We start from the raw sequence: 18,939 nt of genomic DNA on the forward strand, positions 1-18,939 counted from the left end.
AGCATGAAATTACTTGTGCAAAAATTCGGGGGTACTTCCGTTAAAGATACAGAAGGAAGAACCCTGGCTATAAACCATGTAAAGAATGCCATCCAAGAAGGCTATAAAGTCGTAGTAGTCGTGTCGGCAATGGGTCGGAAAGGCGACCCATATGCTACCGACACGCTGCTCGATTTAATACAGTATCCTCACCATCATGTAACAAGTCGTGAAGAGGATTTACTCACTTCCTGTGGGGAAGTGATTTCTTCTGTTGTCTTCGCAAATGAGCTGAAGGACTCCGGTGTATCCGCCGAAGCTCTGACAGGAGCGCAGGCCGGCTTCTTAACGAATGAGGACTTTACACAAGCGAAGATCAAGGAAATGAATCCTGATAGAATCTATGATACTCTTCAAACGTCAGACGTAGTGGTCGTGGCAGGCTTCCAGGGACAGACAGCAAATGGGGATACAACTACAATCGGTCGTGGCGGAAGTGATACTTCTGCAGCAGCTTTAGGAGCAGCCCTTCAATCAGAATATATTGATATTTTCACAGACGTAGAAGGGATAATGACGGCTGACCCACGCCTGGTAGAAAGTGCCCGCCCATTGGGGGTTATGACTTATAATGAAATCGTTAACCTTGCCTATCAAGGTGCGAAGGTAGTCCATCCTCGAGCAGTAGAGATTGCAATGCAGGCCAAGGTGCCGATTCGCGTGCGTTCTACTTATAAGGAGGATTTCGGAACATTGGTTACCTCTTCGAGAAATGATGGAATGGGGAAAGATATTCCTGATCGTCCCGTAACAGGTATTGCTCATATGTCTGGAATTACGCAAATTAAAGTTGAAGCAAAAGATGATGAGGAAGCCTATAAGCTTCAGTCGGAAGTGTTCAAATCAATGGCAGAAGCAGGAATATCGGTGGACTTTATTAACATCTCACCTAAAGGGGTAATCTACACCATTCCTGGAGCATTCACGGAGAAAGCTAGACATATTCTTCAAGATCTTGGCTATCAACCTGAGATTGCCTTAAATTGTGCTAAAGTATCGACAGTAGGTGCCGGTATTACCGGTGTACCAGGAATTGCTGCTAAAATAGTGCATACGTTAACAACGAGAGGCGTGAGAATCCTTCAATCTGCTGATAGTCACACGACTATTTGGGTATTAATTAAAGATGAAGATTTAATTAAAACGGTCAACGCCCTGCATGAAACTTTTGAATTGCAGCTTGGAGAATAATAGAAGAAAGGAGTAGTTGATATGGATTTTGGTAAAGTATTAACAGCTATGGTTACCCCTTTTGATAATCGCGGGAACCTGGACTTGGAGAAAACCACTAAACTTGTGGATTACTTAATTGACAATGGGTCTGACGGACTTGTCATAGCAGGAACGACAGGTGAATCCCCAACGTTGACTGGCGAAGAAAAAGTAGCATTATGTGAACATGTGGTGAAAGTAGTGAATAAGCGTGTTCCTGTGCTTGCAGGTACTGGGAGTAACAATACCCATGCAACCATTGACCTTACTAAAAAAGTAGAACATACGGGTGTGGATGGGATTATGCTCGTAGCACCTTATTATAATAAACCATCTCAGGAAGGGCTGTATCAGCATTTTAGTACAATAGCTGCTGCAACTTCCTTACCGGTTATGCTTTATAATGTACCTGGTCGATCTTCTGTGAGCATAGATGTAGATACTGTTGTGCGCTTATCAGAGGTGGATAATATTGTTTCCATTAAGGATGCTGCTGGAGATTTAGACGCAATGACAGAAATGATTGCTAAAACAAGCGATGACTTTTCTGTTTATAGCGGAGAAGACAGCTTAACACTGCCATCCTTTTCTGTCGGCGCAAATGGAATTGTGTCAGTCTCAGCCCACGTCATTGGTGCTGAGATGAAAGAAATGCTGGAGGCAATCGAGAAAGGGGAACGTCAAAAGGCAGCTCAATTGCACCAGCAGCTTCTGCCTATTATGCAAGGATGCTTTATGGCTCCTTCTCCATCCCCTGTTAAGACCGCTCTACAAATGAAAGGCATAGATGTTGGCGGTGTTCGACTTCCGCTGCTTCCTCTTACCGCAGAGCAGCGTACTACATTGGCAAAGCTATTATCCTAATAGAAAGAGCTTCCTTCCACATCGTGAGGGAAGCTTTTTTGTATGCTTCTTTCCTAAATGACTCATACTACACCTAGACAAAGGAAAGGAGTGTTACGGATGCCAAAGCAAGATCCAGAACATAATCAAGAAGAACAGGAACAGGAAGAGGGCCAAGAACCAAGCCAGGCCAAAGCATTAATGCAGAAAATTCAGCAATTAGGGCAAAGTCAGGTACCCCAGGCACCAGAAAGTAATATTCATATTCTGCCTATTATCGGCCAGATAGAAGGGCATGTTCAGCTGCCTCCTAAAAATAAAACAACAAAATATGAGCATTTAATTCCTCAGCTAATAGCCATTGAACAAAATCCAAAAATTGAAGGATTAATTGTTCTCCTCAATACAGTTGGAGGGGATGTGGAAGCAGGGCTGGCTATTTCGGAAATGATTGCGACCCTATCAAAACCTACCGTATCCATAGTACTTGGGGGAGGTCATTCTATTGGAGTACCAATTGCCGTGGCAACAGACTATTCCTTTATTGTAGAAACGGCCACTATGACGATTCATCCCGTTCGTATGACTGGGCTTGTTATCGGTGTGCCGCAAACTTTCGAATATATGGAGAAGATGCAAGAACGCGTATTAAATTTTGTTACAGCACACTCAAATATAACAGAAGAGAAATTAAAGGATCTTATGTTTGCTAAAGGAAACCTGACACGGGATATTGGAACGAACGTTATTGGGGACGACGCTGTGAAATATGGTCTCATCAACGAAATTGGCGGAGTTAGTCAAGCTATGATTAAACTCAATGAACTGATTAACAAAACAAAAGGTGACGCACCAGAAGAGAGTGTGATCCAGTGATCCATTATACCCCGCTTAGTGAGCACGATATTTATGAAGATGATCCAACAGAATATGAGCAGCATAAAATTATATCGCTTCAAGGCACAACCATGAAAGTACAGCAAATGGAGGATGGTTCGTTTCAGGTGCTCCAATTATTATCAACGGACCCTCTGGATTACTTAAATGCTTCCTATACACCAGGTATGAGGCTAGACTTTAACGATTTTCAATCATGAAGGAGTATATCTCTTCTTCCTCTCTATGCTATAATAGAAATGGAAAAGCAGCCCATCCAGGCTGCTTTCTCTGATAGACGAGAGGTGAGATAATGGCAAATAAGAAACGACAAAAAAAGAAGCATAAAAAGCAGAGCCAGATGAAAGACCATATCAAATTTGAATTAGTTGGTCTTTTGCTTGTGTTTCTAGCTGTGTTTGGAAGCGGCGCAAGCGCTATTGCAGGAGGCTTCATTCCAAATACATTAGAGCATTTATTTCAATTCTTCTTTGGCATCTGGTATTTTGTAGTGTCTGTATTCCTATTGATTGTAGGAATATATTTAATGATTAAAAGAAAATGGCCATCATTCTTACATAAACGATTTATTGGATTCTACATTATATTTGCCTCATTGCTGTTATTAACGCATATATTGAGCTTTGAAGAAATTATGAAAGATAATGTGGAACCGTCTATTCTTAGAACGACATGGAACCATTATAGTGCTTATCTTTCTGGAGACCTGCCTTCCACCTATCTTGGCGGGGGAATCATTGGTGGAGCTCTCTTTGCCTTTACGTTTTATCTTTTTGCCCCAACCGGAGCAAAGATTGTCTCCGTGTTCTCCATGATTGTGGGCGTGTTGTTCATGACGGAATTATCACTTGGCGATATACTGCATAGAGTATTCGAGCGAATAAAAGGATTTTGGCAGAATCAATGGGAACAAATTCAAGACCAAAAGCAGGAGTACAAGGATAAGCGAGCACAGAAAAAGCAGCAAAAGGAAGCAGCACCAGAAGAGGAGGAATCCCCTGAATGGTACGAAAGCTCTGTCGCAGAAGCGGATACAGAGGAGGCAAGCACAGAACCCATTATACAGGATTTCACGGACATAGCTTATCGGAATGCAAACGATACGAACCCAGATGACTCGCAACAAACCGATGATGCTGCAAATTCTCAGAATGACACAGATGAAACAACACAAGCACCCACCTTCCCTCTTACCGAGGTGGAAAATGTTGATTATCAACTCCCTTCTCTTGAGCTTTTAGCGGAGCCAGTCCATAATACTCAACAGCAGGAACGCTCCAAAATACAAGCGACAGTTAAGAAGCTTGAGCAAACATTTCATAGCTTTGGTGTAAAGGCAAAGGTAACCAAAGTACACGTAGGTCCTTCGGTAACCAAATACGAAGTGTATCCTGATGTCGGTGTTAAGGTTAGTAAAATTGTGAACTTACACGATGACCTTGCGCTTGCTCTAGCTGCTAAGGATATAAGAATTGAGGCACCAATACCAGGAAAATCAGCTGTCGGTATAGAGGTGCCAAATTCTGAAATTGCTATGGTATCCTTACGAGAAGTGCTAGAGACATCTATTCAGAATACAAAATCAAAACTTCTGTTTGGTCTTGGCAGAGATATAGCGGGAGAATCCGTGGTTTCAGAGCTTAACAAAATGCCGCACATGCTTGTGGCAGGTGCAACCGGTAGTGGTAAGAGTGTTTGTATCAATGGCATTATTACTAGTATTTTAATGAGAGCAAAACCACACGAAGTAAAAATGATGATGATTGACCCGAAAAAAGTGGAATTAAATGTGTATAATGGCATTCCGCATTTACTAACACCAGTCGTAACCGATCCCAAAAAAGCCTCTAGAGCTCTAAAGAAAGTAGTAGATGAAATGGAGCGCCGCTACGAGTTGTTTTCCGACACAGGTACTAGAAATATAGAGGGATATAACGAATACGTTAGAAAACACAACCAGGATAAAGAAGAGCAAGATCAACAGCCGAAGTTACCGTATATCGTTGTTCTAGTTGATGAGCTGGCTGACTTAATGATGGTGGCATCCAATGACGTGGAGGATGCGATTACTCGACTTGCCCAAATGGCACGTGCTGCAGGGATTCACCTAATCATCGCAACTCAGCGTCCGTCAGTAGACGTTATTACAGGGGTTATAAAAGCAAACATTCCTTCTCGTATAGCCTTTAGTGTTTCATCAGCTACCGATTCCAGAACGATTTTAGATACTGGCGGAGCAGAAAAATTGCTAGGTAAAGGAGATATGCTCTTTATTCCAGTTGGCGCATCGAAGCCAACGAGGGTCCAGGGAGCCTTTCTATCTGATGAAGAGGTAGAGCGGATTGTTAACCACTGCGTGGAGCAGCAAAAAGCACAATACCAGGAAGAGATGACACCAGATGAAGAAAGTGAGACGGTACAAGAGGTAGACGACGATTTGTTTGATGACGCTGTCCAACTAGTCATGGAAATGCAAAGTGCCAGTGTTTCCATGCTGCAAAGACGATTCAGAATCGGCTACACTCGTGCAGCAAGACTAATTGACGCAATGGAAGACCGTAACATAGTAGGTCCTTATGGAGGCAGTAAGCCAAGAGAAGTATTGGTTTCGAAACAAAGTGAAGAACAATCATCTTAATGAATGAGCAGGCTGTCTATATATAGGCAGCCTGTTTTGTAAATAGTTGAGGATGGGTACGAAATGATCTCCAATCCAAGTCTCCCACATACGAGGGCGCTTTACCGTGATATGAATAATAAACACCCCAGTTCAGCAAAGTATGATAAAATCTTAATAAAAGACAGAATATTTAATACATTAGTAAAAATAGTAGAATTCTATTTATTATATTTGATAAAAATGGTATAGTAAATGCGAGATAACGTGTGAAACGTCAGATGTCAGATATCTTTATAAGTTTTAATTCACGGAGTGAACAGCCATGAGTATAAGAACAGATACGCGCCATTTATATTTACAAGTAATCGATCAATTGAAAAGGGATATTGAAAGCGGTTTATATAAAGAAAGAGAAAAGTTACCTTCTGAATTTGAATTGTCTAAACTGTTAGGGGTATCAAGAGCGACATTAAGGGAAGCACTCCGTATTTTAGAGGAAGAAAATGTCGTTACAAGAAGGCACGGTGTAGGTACCTTTGTTAACGCCAAACCCATCTTTTCTTCAGGAATTGAAGAGCTATTTAGTGTGACGGATATGATATCTAGGGCAGGCATGGAGCCCGGCAGCCGATATTTGTCTACAGAGGTTGTTGCGGCTACGGAAGAGGACAGCCTTAAATTCCAGGATCAGGACATTGGTCCACTAGCAAAAATAGAACGAATTCGTACAGCTGATGGAGAACCTGTCGTATATTGTGTTGATAAAATTCCAGAAGAATTACTCCCTCTTGAATACCTTCACAAAGAAGGATCCATCTTTCAACTGCTGGAGCATTATAGTAATAAGGTCATTAATTATGCTGTTACATTTATTGAACCGGTTGGTTATCAGGAGAGGATTTCTTCCATATTGAAATGTGACCCAGACCAGCCGCTGCTATTACTAAAGCAAATGCATTATACTTCTCAAGATGAACCGATTTTATATTCCAGCAATTATTTTCGTGCCGATAAGTTCGGCTTCCATGTTCTACGAAAAAGAGCATAATAATCACTATGTCATGACCTCCAAATGTTGTTTTTGGAGGTTTTCTTTTGAGTTGTTACCTATTGTTAGCATTAGCGCCCAAAATACGATAAAATCAAAGAATGCGTATTCATTGGATAGTTTTTCTTCAACTAGAAATGCTATGCTTAAAAGAATATGTCATATAAAGGAGGACAATAGAATGACACGTGTTATGGAAAATCGATATGAGGGAAAAGGATACGACTTACATATCGTTCCAAGTAAGAAGTATAAAACCAACACGATTGCTATAAAATTCAAGGCCCCTTTAACGCGAGAAACCATTACAAAGAGGGCATTACTACCATATGTTTTGCAGCAAGCTACTACAAATTATCCAACTGCAAGGTCATTTCGAACCGCTCTGGATGATTTATACGGTGCTGTACTTAGCGTTGATGCTTCCAAAAAAGGAGAGCACCATGTTATGACGTTCCGTATGGAAATCGCAAATGATGAGTATTTAAACAGTACCTCTGCCTTATTGGAAAAAGGGATGAAAATGCTGGAGGAAATTATCTTTCATCCGAAGGTAGAGAACGAGAGTCTTGATACCTCCATTGTAGATCGTGAAAAACAAACGTTAACTCAAAAAATAAAATCTTTAAAAGACGATAAAATGAGCTACGCTAACACGAGGCTGTTAGATGAAATGTGTAATGAAGAACCTTATCGCTTCCATGTTCATGGGTATGAAGAGGATTTACCAAAGATTGATGGAAGCACATTGTACGATTACTACAAGCAAATGCTTGCAGAAGATACAATGGATATATATTTGCTTGGGAATTTTGACGAAGAACAAACGAGTACGATGGTGCAAAACCTGTTTGAAAGAGAAGCGAAGCATATTAAAAACCCTGATGCCTCCCCTCTGAAGGATGCTCCTCAAGAACCTAAGGAAATAGTTGATAAAGAGAATGTACAGCAAGGAAAGCTGCACTTCGGCTATAGAACTAATATCCTTTTCGGTGATGACGATTATTATGCGCTGCAGGTCTTTAATGGGCTGTTTGGTGGATTCCCATCCTCGAAGCTGTTTATGAACGTTAGGGAGAAGCACAGTCTGGCATACTATGCTGCTTCTCGTTTTGAAAGTCATAAAGGGTTATTGCTTGTCTTTAGTGGTATTGATCCGAATGACTATGACCAGGCCAAGGATATTATCCAAGAGCAAATGCAGGCAATGAAGGCTGGGGACTTTACGACAGATGCTGTAGAAGAAACGAAAAGTTTAATTGTAAATCAGCTTCTGGAAACGATGGATAGCCAGCACGGTTTAATTGAAGTACTATATCATCAAGTATTATCCGGAGTAGACGTTAACCCAGATAAGATGATAGAAGAAGTGAAGAAGGTTACAAAAGACGAAGTCATTCAAGTTGCAAACAAAATACACCTTGATACTACCTACTTCCTTACTAAACAAGAGGGAGGCGAAGCGTAATGAGTAATATGAATAAAACACACTACGATCAAATACAGGAAACCATTTATGAAAAAACAATGGATAACGGTTTGAAAGTGTATTTGCTTCCGAAGCAGGAAATGGCGAAGACGTTTGCTATTTTCACGACAGAATATGGTTCCATTGATCAAGTCTTTACACCACTCGGCGAGAAGAAACAAGTATCCGTACCTGAAGGTATTGCCCATTTTCTAGAGCATAAATTGTTTGAGAAGGAAGACCGTGATGTGTTCCAGGATTTCACGAAGCAAGGGGCATCAGCCAATGCATTCACATCTTTTACAAGTACAGCATATTTGTTTTCGGCAACTAGTAATGTAAAAGAAAATGCAACAACATTATTAGATTTTGTGCAAGACCCTTACTTTTCTGATGAGTCTGTTGAGAAAGAAAAAGGTATAATCGCACAAGAAATTCGTATGTATGATGATCAACCGGATTGGCGTGCATTTTTTGGAACCATTCAGAGCTTATTTACCCATCATCCAGTAAGAGTAGACATTGCTGGCACGGTTAACTCTATTCAGGATATTACGAAGGAAGATCTGTACACGTGCTACAATACCTTTTACCATCCCTCCAACATGTCCTATTTTATGGTGGGGAATTTTGATCCTGAAGAGATGATGGCGCTCATTGAGAAAAACCAGCATAGTAAAGAATTCGCGCCTGTTGAAGATTTGAACCGTTCGTATCCTGATGAACCGAAAGCGGTAGCAGAGAAGCATAAGGTTATCGAGATGCCTGTTTCGGTTTCTAAATGCTTAGTAGGCATGAAGGAAGATATTGATTATTTGAATGAGAACAATATACTTCAAATGGATATGATTAAAAGCATGGTGCTAGACCATTTCTTCTCCAAGAGCGGCGAATTTTACGAGCAGCTCTACAAAGAGGATCTTATCGATGATAGCTTTTCCTATGAGACACATATTGATAAAACATTCGGCTTCACTATCATAGGTGGTAATACGAGGGAACCAGAAAAATTCCAAGCTCGTGTTAAAGAAATGCTTCATCAATTAAAGGAGCGTACGCTCACAGAGGAAGAGTTTGAACGCATGAAGAGGAAACGTATTGGGCAATTCCTGCGTTCTATGAACTCCTTGGAGTTTATCGCTACTACGTTTGTACAATATCGTCATTTAGGGATTGATTTGTTCCAGGTACTTCCAGCTATTGAACAACTAACGAAGGAAGACGTTGAGAATCATTTACGTGAATGGATTGACGAGGAAAGAATTGCGGTAACCGAAATCCGTCCTTCTAATGATTAATCGGGAGATAATATGAAGAAAAATTGTTTAATAATAGGAGCTAGTGGTGCTATAGGAAATGCAATAGCTACAGCATTTGCTGACGAGGGGTATCAGCTGCTCCTACATTATCATCAGAATAGTACATCTATAACGAATTGGTTGAAGCAGCGAGAGGACGATGCTGTTCTTCAAACGATTCAAGCGGACCTTTCTCATCGAGATGGCATAATAAACCTTTTGCAGCAAATTTCCTTCCGAGTAGATACGCTGCTATTTGCTAGCGGAACTAGCCTAGTTCAGCTGTTTCAGGATGCTACAGAGGAAGAAATGGACTCCCTGTATCATGTGCATGTAAAGACACCCTGGATGGTGACAAATCATCTGCTGCCAGAGATGCTGAACCGTAAATCTGGATCCATCATTGTTATATCATCGATATGGGGAGAGGTTGGCGGCAGCTGTGAAGTGCTATATTCTTCTGTTAAAGGAGCGCAGGATAGCTTTGTCAAGGCGCTTGCTAAGGAAGCAGCACCCAGTGGTATTTCAGTCAATGGCATAAGACCCGGGTATGTTGATACGAAGATGAATGATATGTTTGACGAGAAAGAGCAAAGAGAGCTGCTAGATGCTATCCCTGCTGGTCGATTCGGTACCCCGCAAGAAGTCGCATCTCTCGCTTTATTTCTGGCATCACCTGCCTCCAACTATGTAAATGGTCAGATGCTGAATATGAACGGTGCATGGAGCGGAGCTTAGGAAACTTTTCACTTCAGCATGAATAAAAGCATCCTCCCTGTCAAATCATAATGATGTAAGTTTTGATTGACGAAGGAGGAAAATACATGTCTGTACTCGACAATTTCGAAACGTGGAAAGACTTTTTAGGGGATCGTCTTCATCAGGCTCAGCACGATGGAATGCAAGATAGAGCAGTTTCCGATCTTGCTTATGAAATTGGTGACTACCTGGCGAAGCAAGTAGATGCTAAAAATGATCAGGAAGCAGTTCTGCGTGACCTTTGGAATGTGGCTTCTCCAGAAGAACAGCATACAATTGCCAATATGATGGTGAAACTAGTTCAGAATGAAGGTACAAAATAAACAAGAGGGCTTCGTCCTCTTGTTTTTTTGTATAGTGCATGTTTCAATGAAAACAGTCATGTAAGCTAATGGTTGGAGAATATTATTAATAAATGTAAAATTGATTTCAGATAAGCTGATATTATCCTTTATCATCCTTTGAAAATCATTTATTATAGAAATAGTATGTATGCTAATAAACCTTGAATTGCCAGGTTTTTTTTATTGTATAGGGCTTATGAGGGAGGGAGTAGTGATATGGAAAAACAGGAATGGTACTTAGAGTATGAAATTCAATATAACCGTCCTGGACTGTTGGGAGATATTTCTTCCTTGTTAGGAATGCTCTCTATCAACATCGTTACCATTAACGGAGTAGAGGATTCCCGAAGAGGGATGCTGTTATTATGTAAAAATGATGAACAGATCAATCGTCTGCAATCGATATTGGAAACGATGGATACTATCAGCATAACAAAGTTCCGTCGCCCAAAACTCAGAGATCGTCTAGCAGTTCGGCATGGGCGGTATATACATAGTGATATTGATGACAAGAAAACATTTCGTTTTGTTCGAGAAGATTTAGGCTTATTAGTCGATTTCATGGCAGAGTTATACAAAAAGGAAGGGCACAAATTGGTGGGAATTCGAGGGATGCCAAGAGTAGGAAAGACCGAATCCATCGTTGCAGCCAGTGTTTCTGCTAATAAACGATGGCTGTTTGTATCCAGTACACTGCTAAAGCAAACCATTCGTAATCAGCTGATAGAAGATGAAATTTCCACTGAAAATGTGTATATTCTAGATGGGATTGTTTCCACTAAACGGGCTAATGAAAAGCATTGGCAGCTAGTACGCGAAATTATGCGCCTTCCAGCTACAAAAGTGGTAGAACATCCAGATATGTTTGTTCGATCTACTGAGTACAAACTAGATGACTTTGACTATATTATTGAATTACGCAATTCCCAGGATGAGGAAATAACCTATGAAACGATTGACAAGCCAGAATTTGAACAAGATGAGGGCTTTTCCATGTTTGACTTTTAAATTGGATGGTGTTAATTAATGGAAATTGGGTCTCGACTAAAAGAAGCAAGAGAAGCAAAAGGTTTATCATTAGATGATATTCAGAAGGAAACAAAGATTCAAACGCGTTACCTGCAGGCAATTGAAAAAGGAAATTTTCAAATTATGCCCGGAAAATTCTATACAAGAGCTTTTATACGTCAATATGCAGAAGCTGTGGGGCTAGATGCAGAGGCGCTAATGGAGGAGCATACGTCAGAATTACCGAGCTCTAGTGATGAAGAATATGTACAATATACCCGTGTACAAAAGCATAAGGATCAGGAATCGAACAAAACCTCTGCTATGGCATCTGTCTTTCCAAAGCTTATTATCGGATTACTTATTGTCGGTATAATTGCTGTGGCTGTTTTCTTCTATCAGCAAACCATGAATAATGACAATTCTGGTGCTGAAACGGATGATTCTGGTGCCGGTGAGCAAGTCACGTATGAGAAAAATGAAGAATCCAGTGCTGATAAAGGGAATGGTGGAGACAATCCATCCAATGAGGGTGCTGACGATTCCGAAGAGGATTCTGCGAAGAAGGAACAGGATGCGAATAACGATAAGTCTTCCGAGGAAGATAATAAAGAAGATGAGCAGCAAACAAATGATAAGGATAAGAAAGAGGAAGAAAAGAAAAAGGATGAATCGGATAGCGAAAAGAGTTTACAATTAGTGGAGAAGGGTTCCGGCAATGTTCCACAGCATACGTATGAGCTGACAAACCCTGACAACATTAACATAAGCTTTGAAGCTGCAGGCAATAATGCCAAAAGTTATCTCGAAGTAAAAAACGGAAAAGGCAAAGCGTTTTACCAACAGGAGTTAAACAGTAATAATAGTCCAAAAGAGTTTGATCTTTCTGATGAAAAGGAGATTTATATAAAAGTAGGAAATGCTCCTGATCTTACTATGAAAGTAAATGGTCAGAAAGTGGACTATCCAGTTGATGCAAACAAAACCGTTTTCCAAAAGTTCGTGGTTAAAGTCACAAAATCATCAGAGTAACAACATAGCAGAGTCATCTTTTTACAGGATGGCTCTTTTCTCTTCTAGGTAGGAGATTTAATATTGGAGGAAAGAAAAATGAATATACCAAATAAAATTACCATATCCCGTATCTGTTTAATCCCAATAATCGTTATATTATTATCTGTACCATTTGCTTGGGGCAGTTATGATATAGGTGGTCAGTCCTTGCCGATATCGCATCTGGCAGCAGCAGTGTTATTTATCCTTGCAGCGACTACGGACTGGGTGGATGGTTATTATGCAAGAAAATATAATTTGGTAACCAATTTAGGGAAATTTTTAGATCCATTGGCAGATAAATTACTTGTGTCTGCTGCTCTTATTTCTTTAGTAGAACTAGGTGCAGCACCAGCATGGATAGTAATACTAATCATTAGCCGCGAATTTGCAGTAACTGGCTTACGTCTTGTCGCTGCTGGTGAAGGAATTGTGCTCGCGGCAAGCCAAATGGGAAAGTTGAAGACGTGGATACAAATTGTTGCTACTTCTGCGCTGTTATTGCATAATTTCCCATTCTCTTTTGTTTCGTTCCCATTTGCAACGATTGCACTGTATGCAGCAATGATTATTACCGTGATTTCTGGAATTGAATACTTTATGAAAAATTGGCATGTAATGAGGGGATCTAAGTAATGGCAAAACAAGTGAAAGCAGAAATACTAGCAGTAGGGACAGAGCTTTTGCTAGGACAAATTGCAAATACAAATGCTCAATGGCTTTCTGTACGACTTGCAGACATGGGCGTAAATGTGTTTTTCCACGGAGTGGTTGGTGATAATGAGGAAAGAATGCGTCATCAAATGGAACAGGCGAATGGGAGGTCAGATATAGTCATTGTTACAGGTGGACTTGGACCAACCGATGATGATGTTACGAGAGAGGTAGCATCAGAAGTGCTTGGGCTATCTATTGAAGAAGAGCACGAGGCGCTTCGTGATATAGAAGCATATTTTGAAGCGAATAATCGCCAAATGACGCCTAATAACCGAAGACAGGCAAGGATGCTGAAGGGTTCTACCATATTGTCCAACCATGTAGGGATGGCTCCGGGCTTTGCAGTAACGAACGAAGGAACCACTTGGATCTTCCTCCCTGGAGTGCCAAGAGAGATGAAGGCGATTATGGATGACGGAGGCTTTGAGCTAATACGCTCTCACTTTTCTTTAGAGGATACCATACAATCGAGAATGCTGCGGTTTATCAGTATTGGGGAGTCACATTTAGCTCATGATTTACAGGATTTATTAGACCAGCAAACCAACCCAACCATAGCTCCTTTGGCAGCTAAAGGGGAGGTAGCATTACGAATTACCGCTAAGGCACAGACGAAAGAGGCAGCCAATAAGTTAATCGATCATACAGAAGCATCTGTATTAGACAGAGTTGGCATGTACTGCTATGGAAAAGACGATGATACATTAGAAAGTACCGTCTTTCATATGCTCAAGGAGCAAAAGGAAACTATATCAGCTGCAGAAAGCCTTACTGGGGGAAGGTTTATTGATCAGGTGGTCTCTCAACAGGGAGCCTCCAGTGTATGCAATGGTGGCGTAGTGTGTTACGCCACTGCTGTAAAAGAACAGGTGTTAGAGGTTCCGAAGCTAATAATAAATGAATATGGAACCGTGAGCGAGACATGTGCGGTAAACCTGGCTGTAAATATAGCAAACAAGTTAAATAGTTCCATTGGTATTAGCTTTACCGGTGTGGCTGGTCCTGATCCGGTAGAGGGGCAGCCTGTTGGTACAGTGTATATTGGTATATACAAAGACGGAGAGCAGCCGTTTGCGAAGAAGTTTCACTTTCATGGAGACAGAGAAGAAATACGGCAAAGAAGCGTAAAGAAAGGTTTCGAACTGTTGTACCATTACTTGAAATAAGTTTTTTTCAACGTACATTGTACCCTATTATTATAGTTTACCCTGTACAAAAAAGGAAAAATACGATAGGATTACACTGTAATAATTACGAACATTTATTCGCATTTTAGTTGGCAAATCCTTTAAAAAAAGGTATGATAGATGTAGTAGAATTTCAAGGGGGATATAACGTGAGTGATCGTAAACAAGCGCTGGATTCAGCGCTCCGTCAAATAGAAAAGCAATTTGGTAAAGGTTCCGTTATGAAATTAGGGGAGCAAGCGAACAAACGTGTCAGCACAGTTCCAAGTGGCTCTTTAGCATTAGATGTTGCTCTTGGAGTAGGCGGTTACCCTAGAGGCCGTATTGTAGAAATTTATGGTCCGGAATCCTCTGGTAAGACCACAGTAGCACTTCATGCTATTGCAGAAGCCCAGCGTCAAGGCGGACAAGCGGCTTTTATTGATGCAGAGCATGCCTTGGATCCTGTATATGCACGTGCTTTAGGGGTGGATATTGAGGAGCTGTTATTATCTCAGCCAGATACAGGAGAACAGGCTCTAGAAATTGCCGAGGCTCTTGTGCGAAGCGGTGCTGTGGATATGATTGTTATTGACTCTGTAGCTGCACTTGTGCCGAAAGCAGAGATAGAAGGCGAAATGGGAGACTCTCACGTGGGTCTGCAAGCTCGTCTAATGTCTCAAGCTCTGCGGAAGCTAGGCGGGGCTATTAATAAATCCAATACAACAGCAGTATTCATTAACCAGATTCGTGAAAAAGTAGGTGTCATGTTCGGTAATCCTGAGACTACGCCAGGAGGACGTGCATTAAAATTCTATTCTTCCGTCCGTCTTGAGGTGCGTCGTGCTGAAACGTTAAAGCAGGGGAACGAAATGGTCGGAAACAAAACGAAAATTAAGGTCGTAAAGAACAAGGTTGCTCCTCCGTTTAAACAAGCTGAGGTAGATATCATGTACGGTCAAGGAATTTCTCACGAAGGTGAGCTTCTTGACATGGGTACAGATTTAGATATTGTGACGAAGAGCGGCTCCTGGTATTCCTATAACGGGGATCGAATGGGACAAGGACGCGAGAATGCGAAACAATTCCTTCAGGAGAACGAACAGGTATTTCAGGAAATCAATGACAAGATTCGTCAGCATTACAGCATGTATGATCAACCGGAAGAAGAAGCTAGTGGAAAAGGTGCTAAGGATGGAAAAGACGAAAACCAAGACTCGTTAGATTTGTAATGGATATGAATAACCCTCGCCGAGTTCATGTCGGCGAGGGTTTAAATTTGACGTTTCCTTGACAATCCGCATAGTCAAGCTTAAAATTAATATGTATAATTTTCATTTTTCTTAAATTTATACAAGATATGTTTTAACTATTTACCTTCAAAAATGAAAATGAAACATCTTAGTACATGCCGACACACATGTATGTGGACAATTTAATAGCAAGAGGAGGTGAACGTATGGGAGCAACTCAAATCATCATCTCCATTTTGCTTGCCCTCGTCGGTATTGTTGTTGGTTATCTGATTCGGAAATCCATTGCAGAGGCGAAGATTTCAAGTGCAGAAGAATTGGCGAAACAGATTGTGGATGAAGGGCATCGTAATGCTGAAGCTGCTAAGAAGGAAGCATTACTTGAAGCCAAAGAAGAAACACACAACACTCGTCAAGAAGCGGAGAACGAAATTCGAGAACGCCGAATGGAACTTCAGAAGCAAGAAAGCCGTTTGATGCAAAGAGAAGAGAATTTGGATCGAAAAAGTGAAACGCTGGACAAGCGAGAGCTTATGTTAGAGAAGAAGGAAGAATCGCTAACAGAAAAACAACAACAAATTGAAGAAACGGAAAGCAAAGTGGAAGAAATGAAACAGAAGCAACAGTCTGAGCTTGAGCGTATTTCCGGTTACACGACAGACCAGGCGAAGCAAGTCATCTTAGACCGTGTGGAACAAGAGGTATCTCATGAATCCGCCTTAATGATCAAGGAAGCTGAAAATAGAGCTAAGGAAGAAGCGGATAAGAAAGCTAAAAATATCCTCTCTCTCGCATTGCAGCGTTGTGCTGCAGATCATGTTACGGAAACGACAGTATCTGTTGTGAATTTGCCTAACGATGAAATGAAGGGCCGTATTATTGGTAGAGAAGGCCGAAACATTCGTACGTTAGAGACATTAACAGGAATTGATCTCATTATTGATGATACGCCAGAGGCTGTCATTCTATCTGGATTTGATCCAATTCGAAGAGAGATTGCTCGTATTGCCCTTGATAAACTGGTTCAGGATGGACGCATTCATCCTGCACGTATTGAAGAGATGGTGGAGAAATCTCGCCGGGAAGTTGATGAATATATACGTGAAGTGGGAGAGCAGACGACGTTCGAGGTTGGAGTTCACGGACTTCATCCAGATTTAGTGAAGATTCTAGGAAGACTGAAATATCGTACTAGTTACGGTCAAAATGTCTTGAAGCACTCTATGGAAGTTGCTTACTTAACTGGTTTATTAGCTGCAGAGCTTGGGGAAGATGAGAATTTGGCACGACGTGCTGGATTATTGCATGACCTTGGTAAAGCAGTGGACCACGAAGTGGAAGGAAGTCACGTAGAGATTGGCGTAGAGCTCGCTAAGAAATATGGAGAGAATGACACCGTTGTGAATGCGATTGCTTCTCACCATGGTGATGAAGAAGCAACAACTATCATTTCTGTCCTTGTAGCAGCTGCTGACGCATTATCAGCTGCAAGACCAGGAGCGCGTAGCGAAACGCTAGAGAATTACATTAAGCGTTTAGAAAAGCTCGAAGAAATTTCTGAGTCCTATGACGGCGTAGAAAAATCATTTGCCATTCAGGCAGGTCGAGAAGTACGTATCATGGTAAAACCAGAAGAAATTGATGACTTGAAATCGGTTCAGCTGGCAAGAGATATACGAAACCGTATTGAAGGCGAATTAGATTACCCAGGTCATATAAAAGTAACAGTTGTGCGTGAGACACGTGCTGTAGAATATGCTAAATAAAGCGATCCCCCTAGCGGGATCGCTTTATTTCGTTCGGGAACCGTTGTATACTGAAGAAAGACTTTGCTAACACACACATTTTAGGTTGTAGAAAGGAATTTGTTATGAGAATTTTATTTGTTGGTGATATTGTAGGATCTCCAGGTCGTTCTATGGTGGAGGAGTACATTCCAAAGCTGAAGAGAGCCTATCGTCCTCATTTCACAATTTTTAATGGGGAGAACGCCGCATCAGGCAAAGGAATAACACAAAAAATTTATCAGCAGTTTTTAGGACTGGGCGCACACGCTATAACACTAGGAAACCACGCTTGGGATAAGAAAGAAATTTTTGATTTCATTGATGATGCCAATCGGATGGTACGTCCTGCGAATTATCCTGAGGGAACACCAGGAAAAGGGCTTACGTATATTAAAGAGAATAACATGGAATTAGCGATCATAAACCTACAGGCTCGCACTTTCATGCAGCCGCTTGAGGACCCGTTTAGAAAAGCGGACGAGCTCATTGAAGAGGCATCCAAACGAACAAAATCTATATTTATCGACTTTCATGGTGAGGCGACCTCTGAAAAGCAGGCATTGGCTTGGTATGTTAGTGGACGTGTCAGTGCGATTGTTGGCACCCATACGCACGTGCAAACAGCAGATGACAGAATTTTGCCTGGTGGTACTGCTTATATTACAGATGTCGGTATGACGGGACCTTATGATGAAATTCTCGGGACAGACAAGGACGCTGTCATAAAAAAATTCCTGACGAATTTACCTGTACGTTTTGAAGTTCCAAAATCGGGAAGAACACAATTAAGTGCATTCCTAGTAGATGTGGATGAGGCATCAGGAAATGCTACCCGAGTTGAGCGAATTTTAATTAACGATGATCATCCATTTCTTGGATAAGTATTTGAATTTTTCGAAATATTCGTTCATAATGTGGGTAGGAGGAATATTTTCCAAATCCATGAATAAAGTAGAAATGGAACGATAATAGCGTATGAAGGAGGAACTAGTCATGGAAATATTAAAAGTGTCAGCTAAATCTAACCCTAATTCAGTAGCAGGAGCACTTGCGAACGTGCTAAGAGAACGTGGCTCAGCAGAAATTCAGGCAATCGGCGCTGGTGCCTTGAACCAGGCCGTGAAAGCGGTAGCAATCGCTCGCGGATTCGTAGCTCCAAGTGGCGTGGATTTAATTTGTATTCCGGCCTTTACAGACATCATGATTGATGAAGAGGAACGCACTGCTATTAAGCTAATTATTGAACCTAGATAAATCCTTTGTATGAACCTGCTTGCTCAAATAGGGCAAGCAGGTTTTATTAGTGTGCCTGGCATGGGTGCATGCTTTAGGGTTAAAGTCCCGAACGGTGAAGGTCGTTGTAGCCGTTAGCCAAAGGCAAGGGTGTCTGGGGTGACCTAGAATCTGAAGGAAGCCGGAGGCAAACT

General features: G+C 41.3%; 18 protein-coding genes. All 18 read left to right on the forward strand.

Annotation, left to right across the window (positions count from 1 at the left end; translation table 11 throughout):
- Nucleotides 1-3 precede the first annotated feature (3 nt).
- The 18 genes from dapG to ACFFGV_RS11550 all read left to right on the forward strand — a co-directional run bounded on the left by dapG (nt 4) and on the right by ACFFGV_RS11550 (nt 18,766).
- Complete coding sequence (gene dapG / locus ACFFGV_RS11465) at nt 4-1,230, forward strand: aspartate kinase (protein WP_377347895.1); 1,227 nt, start codon at nt 4-6, stop codon at nt 1,228-1,230.
- 21 nt (nt 1,231-1,251) lie between these two features.
- A complete protein-coding gene (gene dapA, locus ACFFGV_RS11470; RefSeq protein ID WP_377347897.1) occupies nt 1,252-2,115 on the forward strand; it encodes a 4-hydroxy-tetrahydrodipicolinate synthase in 864 nt (287 codons plus the stop codon).
- A 99-nt stretch (nt 2,116-2,214) separates the two neighbouring features.
- Nucleotides 2,215-2,970 (forward strand): ClpP family protease, encoded by a 756-nt coding sequence (locus ACFFGV_RS11475; protein ID WP_377347899.1) that lies wholly within the window; start codon nt 2,215-2,217, stop codon nt 2,968-2,970.
- Nucleotides 2,967-3,191 (forward strand): YlzJ-like family protein, encoded by a 225-nt coding sequence (locus ACFFGV_RS11480; RefSeq protein WP_377347901.1) that lies wholly within the window; start codon nt 2,967-2,969, stop codon nt 3,189-3,191. Before ACFFGV_RS11475 ends, ACFFGV_RS11480 begins: the two co-directional genes overlap by 4 nt.
- Before the next feature lie 92 nt (nt 3,192-3,283).
- Nucleotides 3,284-5,629, forward strand: coding sequence for a DNA translocase FtsK (locus ACFFGV_RS11485; protein WP_377347903.1), 2,346 nt, complete (start codon nt 3,284-3,286; stop codon nt 5,627-5,629).
- Nucleotides 5,630-5,933: 304 nt separating this feature from the next.
- Nucleotides 5,934-6,659, forward strand: coding sequence for a GntR family transcriptional regulator (locus ACFFGV_RS11490; RefSeq protein ID WP_377347905.1), 726 nt, complete (start codon nt 5,934-5,936; stop codon nt 6,657-6,659).
- 181 nt (nt 6,660-6,840) lie between these two features.
- A complete protein-coding gene (gene yfmF / locus ACFFGV_RS11495; RefSeq protein WP_377347907.1) occupies nt 6,841-8,127 on the forward strand; it encodes an EF-P 5-aminopentanol modification-associated protein YfmF in 1,287 nt (428 codons plus the stop codon).
- 8 nt (nt 8,128-8,135) lie between these two features.
- Entirely contained in the window at nt 8,136-9,425 is a 1,290-nt protein-coding gene (gene yfmH, locus ACFFGV_RS11500; RefSeq protein WP_377347959.1) for an EF-P 5-aminopentanol modification-associated protein YfmH, read from the forward strand.
- A gap of 12 nt (nt 9,426-9,437) precedes the next feature.
- Nucleotides 9,438-10,163 (forward strand): elongation factor P 5-aminopentanone reductase, encoded by a 726-nt coding sequence (gene ymfI, locus ACFFGV_RS11505; protein WP_377347909.1) that lies wholly within the window; start codon nt 9,438-9,440, stop codon nt 10,161-10,163.
- An 86-nt stretch (nt 10,164-10,249) separates the two neighbouring features.
- Nucleotides 10,250-10,507: a DUF3243 domain-containing protein gene (locus ACFFGV_RS11510; RefSeq protein WP_377347911.1), complete on the forward strand. Its 258-nt coding sequence runs from the start codon at nt 10,250-10,252 to the stop codon at nt 10,505-10,507.
- 237 nt (nt 10,508-10,744) lie between these two features.
- Nucleotides 10,745-11,536, forward strand: a complete 792-nt coding sequence (locus ACFFGV_RS11515; protein ID WP_377347913.1) for a DUF3388 domain-containing protein — start codon at nt 10,745-10,747, stop codon at nt 11,534-11,536.
- 18 nt (nt 11,537-11,554) lie between these two features.
- Nucleotides 11,555-12,568: a helix-turn-helix domain-containing protein gene (locus ACFFGV_RS11520; RefSeq protein ID WP_377347915.1), complete on the forward strand. Its 1,014-nt coding sequence runs from the start codon at nt 11,555-11,557 to the stop codon at nt 12,566-12,568.
- A gap of 78 nt (nt 12,569-12,646) precedes the next feature.
- Nucleotides 12,647-13,225, forward strand: coding sequence for a CDP-diacylglycerol--glycerol-3-phosphate 3-phosphatidyltransferase (gene pgsA, locus ACFFGV_RS11525; RefSeq protein WP_377347917.1), 579 nt, complete (start codon nt 12,647-12,649; stop codon nt 13,223-13,225).
- Nucleotides 13,225-14,472 carry a competence/damage-inducible protein A gene (locus ACFFGV_RS11530; protein ID WP_377347919.1) on the forward strand — a complete coding sequence of 416 codons (1,248 nt, stop codon included), beginning with the start codon at nt 13,225-13,227 and terminating at the stop codon, nt 14,470-14,472. The genes pgsA and ACFFGV_RS11530 overlap by 1 nt, the downstream gene beginning before the upstream one ends.
- A 170-nt stretch (nt 14,473-14,642) precedes the next feature.
- Nucleotides 14,643-15,704, forward strand: coding sequence for a recombinase RecA (gene recA / locus ACFFGV_RS11535; protein ID WP_377347921.1), 1,062 nt, complete (start codon nt 14,643-14,645; stop codon nt 15,702-15,704).
- Nucleotides 15,705-15,931: 227 nt separating this feature from the next.
- Nucleotides 15,932-17,491 carry a ribonuclease Y gene (rny, locus tag ACFFGV_RS11540; protein WP_377347923.1) on the forward strand — a complete coding sequence of 520 codons (1,560 nt, stop codon included), beginning with the start codon at nt 15,932-15,934 and terminating at the stop codon, nt 17,489-17,491.
- 104 nt (nt 17,492-17,595) lie between these two features.
- Entirely contained in the window at nt 17,596-18,393 is a 798-nt protein-coding gene (gene ymdB, locus ACFFGV_RS11545) for a 2',3'-cyclic-nucleotide 2'-phosphodiesterase (protein WP_377347925.1), read from the forward strand.
- A 112-nt stretch (nt 18,394-18,505) separates the two neighbouring features.
- On the forward strand, nt 18,506-18,766 hold the full coding sequence (locus ACFFGV_RS11550; protein ID WP_036817537.1) for a stage V sporulation protein S: 261 nt from the start codon (nt 18,506-18,508) through the stop codon (nt 18,764-18,766).
- Nucleotides 18,767-18,939 lie beyond the last annotated feature (173 nt).

Source organism: Pontibacillus salicampi (assembly GCF_042434395.1).
Lineage (GTDB): Bacteria > Bacillota > Bacilli > Bacillales > BH030062 > Pontibacillus > Pontibacillus salicampi.